General features: G+C 65.6%; 5 protein-coding genes and 1 pseudogene. 2 read left to right on the top strand and 4 right to left on the bottom strand.

Features of this window, described 5'->3' with window-relative positions; translation table 11 throughout:
• From WAN02_RS15930 to pruA, 4 genes and pseudogenes are all read right to left on the bottom strand, one after another.
• Positions 1 to 968, bottom strand: a pseudogene (locus tag WAN02_RS15930) (Acg family FMN-binding oxidoreductase); the annotation flags it as partial.
• 11 nt (positions 969 to 979) lie between these two features.
• A complete protein-coding gene (locus WAN02_RS15925) occupies positions 980 to 1867 on the bottom strand; it encodes a universal stress protein (RefSeq protein WP_422265176.1) in 888 nt (295 codons plus the stop codon).
• A gap of 147 nt (positions 1868 to 2014) precedes the next feature.
• Positions 2015 to 3037, bottom strand: a complete 1023-nt coding sequence (locus tag WAN02_RS15920; protein WP_422265174.1) for a proline dehydrogenase family protein — start codon at positions 3035 to 3037, stop codon at positions 2015 to 2017.
• Complete coding sequence (gene pruA / locus WAN02_RS15915) at positions 3037 to 4668, bottom strand: L-glutamate gamma-semialdehyde dehydrogenase (protein ID WP_422265173.1); 1632 nt, start codon at positions 4666 to 4668, stop codon at positions 3037 to 3039. The genes WAN02_RS15920 and pruA overlap by 1 nt, the downstream gene beginning before the upstream one ends.
• 82 nt (positions 4669 to 4750) lie before the next feature.
• On the opposite strand from pruA, the gene WAN02_RS15910 reads away from it, so the two are divergent.
• Together WAN02_RS15910 and WAN02_RS15905 are read left to right on the top strand one after the other, a co-directional pair.
• Positions 4751 to 6349, top strand: coding sequence for a PucR family transcriptional regulator (locus tag WAN02_RS15910; RefSeq protein WP_422265172.1), 1599 nt, complete (start codon positions 4751 to 4753; stop codon positions 6347 to 6349).
• An 87-nt stretch (positions 6350 to 6436) separates the two neighbouring features.
• A partial coding sequence (locus WAN02_RS15905; RefSeq protein WP_422265171.1) for a Stf0 family sulfotransferase occupies positions 6437 to 7094 on the top strand: 658 nt, incomplete at its 3' end.

Below are 7094 nucleotides of genomic sequence, written 5' to 3'. Positions count from 1 at the left end.
GCACCGCGTCGAGCGGCCGCCGGGGTGTGGCCGGGGGTAGCGGTTCGATCGGCGGTGCGATGCCTACCCGGATCAGCACCTGCGGTTCTCGGTGCTCGTCAATAAGTCTGCGGACGACGTCCCTACTGTCATCGAGTTCGACGAGATGAGTGAGCGAGCACGTTGCCATGTCGGCCATCGTGCATTCGAGCAGCACGGTGGACAACGCTTCCCCGCAGCCCAACACTTCAGCCGGGGCGTCGGATTCGGTAGATAACACCAGGATCTTCGACCGGTCCTCTGCCACGATGGCGCGGCGATCGCCGGCACCTCGGGACGGAAACTCGCGCGCGACGTCGACACGATGCAGCTCCAGACTCGATGCCAGCGCCTCTGGAGGCCACGCCCTCGTAGGCCACGAAAGGAGCTGTCCACCAATGTAGTTCAGCTTGATAGGTGATGTCTTCCTGGCGCAGGAACTCAGTGAGCCGTGAGGCTTGAGCCAGCTGCGCGCGAGCCTCATCGGGCAACACCACGAGCATCGCGGCGCTCTCGGCAACACTGCTGCACAGCACCGGTTCGAACGACGCCCAGTAGGTTGGACAATCCAGCGGGAGCCGATCGGTCCGCCGTTGCAGTATCCCTTCGGCACGTCGGCGCTGTACATCGGTGACGACTTCGAGTGGGGTGAAGTCAATCGAGGCCAGATGATTGGGGTTGCGCGGCTCGGGAAATCGCTCGACGTGTGCCTGCCAACCGGCTGCAGCCATGGCGACGCAAAGGTGGTCGAGGCCGGCCCCACAACTGATCAATGCTTCCCGTCCCGCACGGTCCGTGTGCCGCACACGACGATCCGGGTCGACGTAGAGCCGCAACGTGGCGTTCCCGAATACCCACCGCCAAGGTTGGCTGTTGTGCACCGACGGAGCACGGCCCGCCAGCAGCACCGCATTTGCTATGACCTCTCTGCTCAGCGTCGCGTGCGGCATGGACGTCCTCCCTAGAGTCGTTGGTGCTCTGCGATGGCGGCGCGGTCGTGGTCCAGGTGAGAATCGCCCCTGAGAATCAACAATGGGCAATCGGTGTCGTAGAGCACGCTCTCGCCAGCAGAGTCTGGCTGGCCGAGACTGTCTGCGCAGACCACGAAGAGCTTTATTGACTGGCTGTGCTCATTCAGGTAATCGGCGATACTGCCGCACAGCGGCACCGAGCGTAAGCCGAGTTCCGGATCGCGTCCTGTCCGGTCAGCCAGACGCGGATCAACAGAATCGCAGATGTCGTTATCGCGTTCGGCCGCAGCGACACCCGCTTTCTTGACGTCCACACCCTGGGCTGGGTTCAAAACCCGCACCTGTGCGTGACGCAGCATGGCCTCTTCCAACGCCCGCTTGACCAGCACCCCGTTCTGGCCCGAACGGTCGGAAACTACCCCGATCCATCCACCGTCTCCTCGCACGACCTTGTCGTTCCCGCGGAGCAAGGCCACGGGACACTGGGCAGATGCACTCAATGCAGCGGCCGTCGAGCCCACTCGTTTCACGCTGGAATGCCGCGACGCACCAACACACAGCAGCACCGCTGATCTCGACGCTCGCGTCAACGCAGCGACCGACTGCTCGTGGACGATCTCGATCTCGATCTTCACCGCCTGCTCCGACGCCTCGACTGCCATCATCGCGTACCGCACAGCGATCTCGGCGGTAGCGAGCCGGTGGGCAAAACTGTCGGCATCGCGGTGGATGGACTCACGTGGATCGATGGCGTACACCAATCGAAGTGGGATATCACGGGCAACTGCCTCGTCGATGCCCCAGAGTGCAGCCCCCACTGCGGCTTCGGAACCGTCAATACCGACCACAACCCATGGTGGCGTCTCAACAGACTGCATCGCGGCCTCCAAGAATCGAGAGCGCGTCCACCGCGCGTCGGTTCTGAAGCTATCCGTTACCCGCCGCGTCGTTGAGAGCCATTAGTCCCTCACTCGCCGCCGATTGTCACGCACGCTTCGGCACGCTGTCGATTTGAAACGCCGCGGTCAGTGACCGCGCTCGGCCAGCGCCCGCATGAAGAAGGTCAGGTTGGCCGGCCGTTCGGCTAGTCGCCGCATGAGATACCCGTACCACTGAGTGCCGAACGGCACGTACACCCGAACCCGGTTGCCCGCCGACACCAGCCGCGTCTGCTCGGCGTCCCGGACGCCGTACAGCATCTGGTATTCAAAATCGGCTGGATTACGGCCGGTTTCGCGTGCCATTACGGGCACCGAGTCGATGATCAACGGGTCGTGCGAGGCAACCATCGGGTACCCCGGCCCCGCCATCAGCACCCGCAGGCAGCGCAGATACGAGGCGGTGACCGCCGCGGCCTCCCGATAGGCCACCGACACCGGTTCGTCGTAGGCGCCCTTGCACAGCCGGACCCGGGCCCCCGACGCGGCGAACTGTTCGCAGTCACCGTGCGTGCGTCGCAGGTAGGCCTGCAAAACCACACCCAGCCACGGGAAGTCGGTCCGTAGGTCAGCGGCAATCGACAGGGTGGAATCCGTGGTGGTGTGGTCCTCGGCGTCAAGCGTCACCCAGGCACCGACCTGTTCAGCGCGCTCGCAGATGGCGTGCGCGTTCGCGAGTGCGATCTTTTCGCCGTCGCGATCGAGCGCCTGTCCCAGCGCGGACAGCTTCAGCGACACCTCGAGCGCGCGCACGCCGTCGTGAGCGACATCCGGGCGTCGGCCCAGCGCGTCGAGCAGCTGAAGGTAGGCACCTGTGGTCGCGTTCGCGCCGTCGATATCAGTGACATCCTCACCGAGATAGTCGACGCTCACCAATCGGCCCGAATCCCGCAGTGCGCCAGCGCTGTCCAGTACCCGGTCCAACGTCGCACCGGGCACGAACCGGTGCACCACCTTGCGGGTAACCGGGAACCGCTCAGCGGTGTGCCGCAATCCGTGCGAGCGACTGGCGGCCAGTATCGCCGGGCGCAGCGTCTTGGTGAACAGGCCGAGCCCGATGGGGGCGACCCGCTGCGCGCGGATTCGCCGCGCTGGCGATCGCCCGGTCATCACTGCGCCACCATGTGCGGGTAGGTGTGATCGGTGGGCGGGACGAACGTCTCCTTGATCGAGCGCGCAGACGTCCAACGCAGCAGATTCATTGCGGAGCCGGCCTTGTCGTTGGTGCCCGAACCCCGCGAACCACCGAACGGCTGGCGACCCACCACCGCACCGGTCGGCTTGTCGTTGACGTAGAAGTTGCCCGCCGCAAACCGCAGCCGGCTCTGTGCGGCGAGCACCGCATCGCGGTCATCGGCGATCACCGCTCCGGTCAGGGCATAGCGCGATCCAGTGTCGATGACATCGAGGACCCGCTCGAACTCGTTGTCGGGGTAGACGTAGACCGACAGCAGCGGACCGAAGTACTCGGTCGCGAACGATTCGTCGGTCGGGTCGTCGGACAGCAGCACCGTGGGGCGTACGAAATAGCCTTCGCTGTCGTCGTATTCGCCACCGACGGCGATCGTCACGCGGGGCGAGCTTTTCGCGCGCTCGATGGCGTTGACATTCTTGGCAAAGGCACGCTGGTCGATCAACGCACCACCGAAGTTGGTCAGGTCGGTGACGTCGCCGAACCGCAGTCCGGCGGTGGCGGCGAGGAAGTCGTCACCCATCTGCTGCCACACCGAGTGTGCGACGAAGGCCCGCGACGCCGCCGAGCACTTCTGCCCCTGGTAGTCGAATGCGCCACGAATCAGCGCGGTGCGCAGTACATCCGGTTTCGCCGAGCTGTGCGCGAGCACGAAATCCTTGCCACCGGTCTCCCCCACCAGCCGCGGATAGCTCTGGTAGTGCTCGATGTTGGTGCCGACCTGCTGCCACAACCGCTGGAAGGTCGCTGTCGATCCGGTGAAGTGAATGCCGGCCAGCCTCGGGTCTGCCAGTGCCACTTCCGACACCGCATAGCCGTCGCCGGTCACCATGTTGACCACACCGGGCGGCAGTCCGGCCGCCTCCAGCAGTTGCATGGTCAGGTAGGCCGACAGCGTTTGAGTCACCGACGGCTTCCAGACCACGGTGTTGCCCATCAACGCCGGCGCGGTGGGCAGATTCGCGGCGATCGCGGTGAAGTTGAACGGCGTTATCGCGTAGACGAATCCGTCCAATGGGCGGTAGTCGGTGCGGTTCCATTCCCCCCGGACGCTGGTCGGCTGCTGGGCCAGAATCTGGCGCGCGAAGTCGACGTTGAACCGCCAGAAATCGGCCAGCTCGCAGGGCGCGTCGATCTCGGCCTGATAGGCGGTTTTGGACTGGCCGAGCATGGTCGCCGCCGCGATCTTCTCCCGCCACGGGCCGGCGAGCAGGTCGGCCGCTCGCAGGAAGATCGCCGCCCGCTCATCGAACGGGGTTGCCGCCCAATGCGTTCGGGCCAACGATGCAGCCTGCACGGCGGCGGCGGCATCGCGATGTTGCGCATTGGTCAGCGTGCCCAACGTCGCCGCGTGCCGGTGTGGCTGCACGACGTCGATTCGCTCACCATTGCCCATGCGATGGGCGCCGCCGATGACGTGCGGCAGATCGATCGGATGATCGGCCAGCGCCGCGAGTGCGGTCTGCAACCGGGTGCGCTCGGGCGAATTCGGCGCGTAGTCGTGGATGGGTTCGTTGACAGGCGACGGCACTGCGGTGATGGCGTCCATGTCTAAGGATCTCAACCACGACATCCCGTGGGCTTGGCCTATCGGCCAATAAAGTGCCCATCAGCTAGTACAATCGGACAACATGCAGCCCGCCGGTGTTGGACTCGGCCAACTGCTGTTGGCCCTGGATACGACAATCGCGAGCTTGGTCGAGGCGCCGCGCGGCCTGGACCTGACCGTCGCCTCGGCGGCGTTGATCGATTCCGACGACGTGCGGCTCGGTATCGGCCGCGGCGCGGACTCGGCCGATGTGTTCTTCTTGCTCGGCGTGGCCGACAGGCAAGCCCAGAGCTGGCTGGACAAGCTTGCCATCGGCCCGGCCGGGCAACCGCCGGTCGCCATCTTCGCCAAGGAGCCCTCCGACGCGTTGGTCGCCCGGGCCGTCGCGACGGGGACGGCGGTGGTGGCCGTCGAACCGCGGGCCCGCTGGGAGCGGCTGTATCGGCTGGTCAACCACGTCCTCGAACACCACGGCGATCGCACCGATCCGCGTAACGACTCCGGCACCGACTTGTTCGGCCTGGCGCAGTCGCTCGCCGACCGCATTCACGGCATGGTCAGCATCGAAGACGCGCAGTCCCATGTGTTGGCCTATTCGGCATCCAACGACGAAGCCGACGACTTGCGGCGGCTGTCGATCCTGGGCCGGGCCGGTCCTCCCGAGCACCTGAAGTGGATCGGCCAGTGGGGCATATTCGACGCGCTCCGGGCCGGCAGCGACGTGGTCCGGGTCGCCGAGCGGCCGGAGCTCGGACTGCGGCCACGGCTGGCCGTCGGCATTCACCAGCCGGGCTTCGACGCCCGCCGCACACCGGATTTCGCCGGCACGATCTGGGTGCAGCAGGGCTCGCGGCCGCTCGCGGAGGACGCTGACGAGGTGCTGCGAGGAGCCGCAGTGCTGGCAGCCCGAATCATGTCTCGGCTGGGGGCCAAGCCGTCGACGCACGCGCTGCGTGCCCAGCAGCTGCTTGGCTTGGCCGATCTCGGATCTGTTGATGTGGCGGCGATCACGCGTGAATTGGGGATTGCCGCCGACGGCGATGCCGCGTTGATCGGCTTCCAGGGCTCGGGTGGTCAAGGTCGATTGGCGGATGTTTTGGCGCTGAGCGCCAACGCTTTTCGGGCGGATGCGCAGGTCGCATCGCGCGGGTCGCGGGTGTACGTGCTGCTTCCGGATACAACGAAGCGGTCGTCGCTGCACTCCTGGATTCGCGGCACCATCAACGCTTTGCAGACCGAGCTGCAACTGCAGTTGCGTGTGGTGGTCGCCACGCCGCTACCCGGGCTGGCTGGCCTGCCCGCGGTGCGTGCCGACGTGGACCGCGTGTTGGATAGCGCTGAGCGCCATCCGGATTCGTTCGCCGCGGTGACCTCGCTGGCCGAAGCCCGGACCACCGTGCTGCTCGACGAGATCGTCACGCTGGTCAGCGCCGACGAGCGGCTGGTGGACCCCCGAGTGCGCGAACTGCACGCCCACGACCCGGCTCTGGTCCAAACGCTACGGGCTTATCTGGACAGTTTCGGCGACATCGCGGCCGCGGCAGCGCTGCTGCACGTCCACCCCAATACCGTGCGCTATCGGGCCCGCCGGATCGAGACATTGCTGTCGACATCGCTGGCCGATCCCGATGTCCGGCTGCTGCTTTCACTCGGACTTCGAGCCACCGAGCGGATCTCGTGAAATCGGTCTGAATCCGCACAACAGTTATGTTCAGCGTGAAGGTAATTGGAAGAGTTGCAACAATTTTCCGTCAGCTAGGCTTTGCTGGTGACAGATCGCCCGTCGACATACTTGGTGCTGGCCTCGCAGCGTAGCGGCAGCACCCTGCTGGTCGAATCATTACGAGCAACCGGCGTAGCCGGGGAGCCGCAGGAGTTTTTCCAGTACCTCCCGAACACGAGCCAATCACCGCAGCCGCGCGAGTGGTTCGCCGGTGTCGACGACGAGTCGATTTTGAGTCTGCTCGATCCGTTCGATCCGGGGAAGCCTGACCTCGCCCCGCCCGAGATATGGCGCGACTACATCCGCACCGTCGGACGGACACCGAACGGCGTGTGGGGCGGCAAACTGATGTGGAACCAGACGCCGCTGCTGCTGGACCGCGCGGCCGGACTGCCCGATCGGTCCGGTGACGGACTGCTGTCAGCGATCCGCGACGTCGTCGGACAGGACCCGGTGCTCGTCTATGTCTACCGACCGGACGTGGTGTCGCAGGCCGTGTCGTTCTGGCGCGCGGTGCAGACCCGGGTCTGGCGCGGTCGGCCCGACCCAACTCGTGACGCGCGCGCCACGTATCACGCCGGCGCCATCGCTCACGTCATCACCATGCTGCGCGGCCAGGAAGAGGGCTGGCGGAAGTGGTTTGCCGACGAGAACGTCAAACCCTTGGAGATTCCCTATCCGGTGTTGTGGCGCAACCTAACTC

The organism is Mycobacterium sp. (assembly GCF_049281135.1).
GTDB lineage: Bacteria > Actinomycetota > Actinomycetes > Mycobacteriales > Mycobacteriaceae > Mycobacterium.
This window is presented reverse-complemented; position numbering and strand designations above follow the sequence as displayed.

What these genes read in the sequence shown, in the direction of transcription:
- WAN02_RS15910 (WP_422265172.1), top strand. Translation starts at nt 4,751, where the DNA reads ATGCAGCCCGCCGGTGTTGGACTCGGCCAACTGCTGTTGGCCCTGGAT.
- WAN02_RS15925 (WP_422265176.1), bottom strand. Translation starts at nt 1,867, where the DNA reads ATGCAGTCTGTTGAGACGCCACCATGGGTTGTGGTCGGTATTGACGGT.
- pruA (WP_422265173.1), bottom strand. Translation starts at nt 4,668, where the DNA reads ATGGACGCCATCACCGCAGTGCCGTCGCCTGTCAACGAACCCATCCAC.
- WAN02_RS15920 (WP_422265174.1), bottom strand. Translation starts at nt 3,037, where the DNA reads ATGACCGGGCGATCGCCAGCGCGGCGAATCCGCGCGCAGCGGGTCGCC.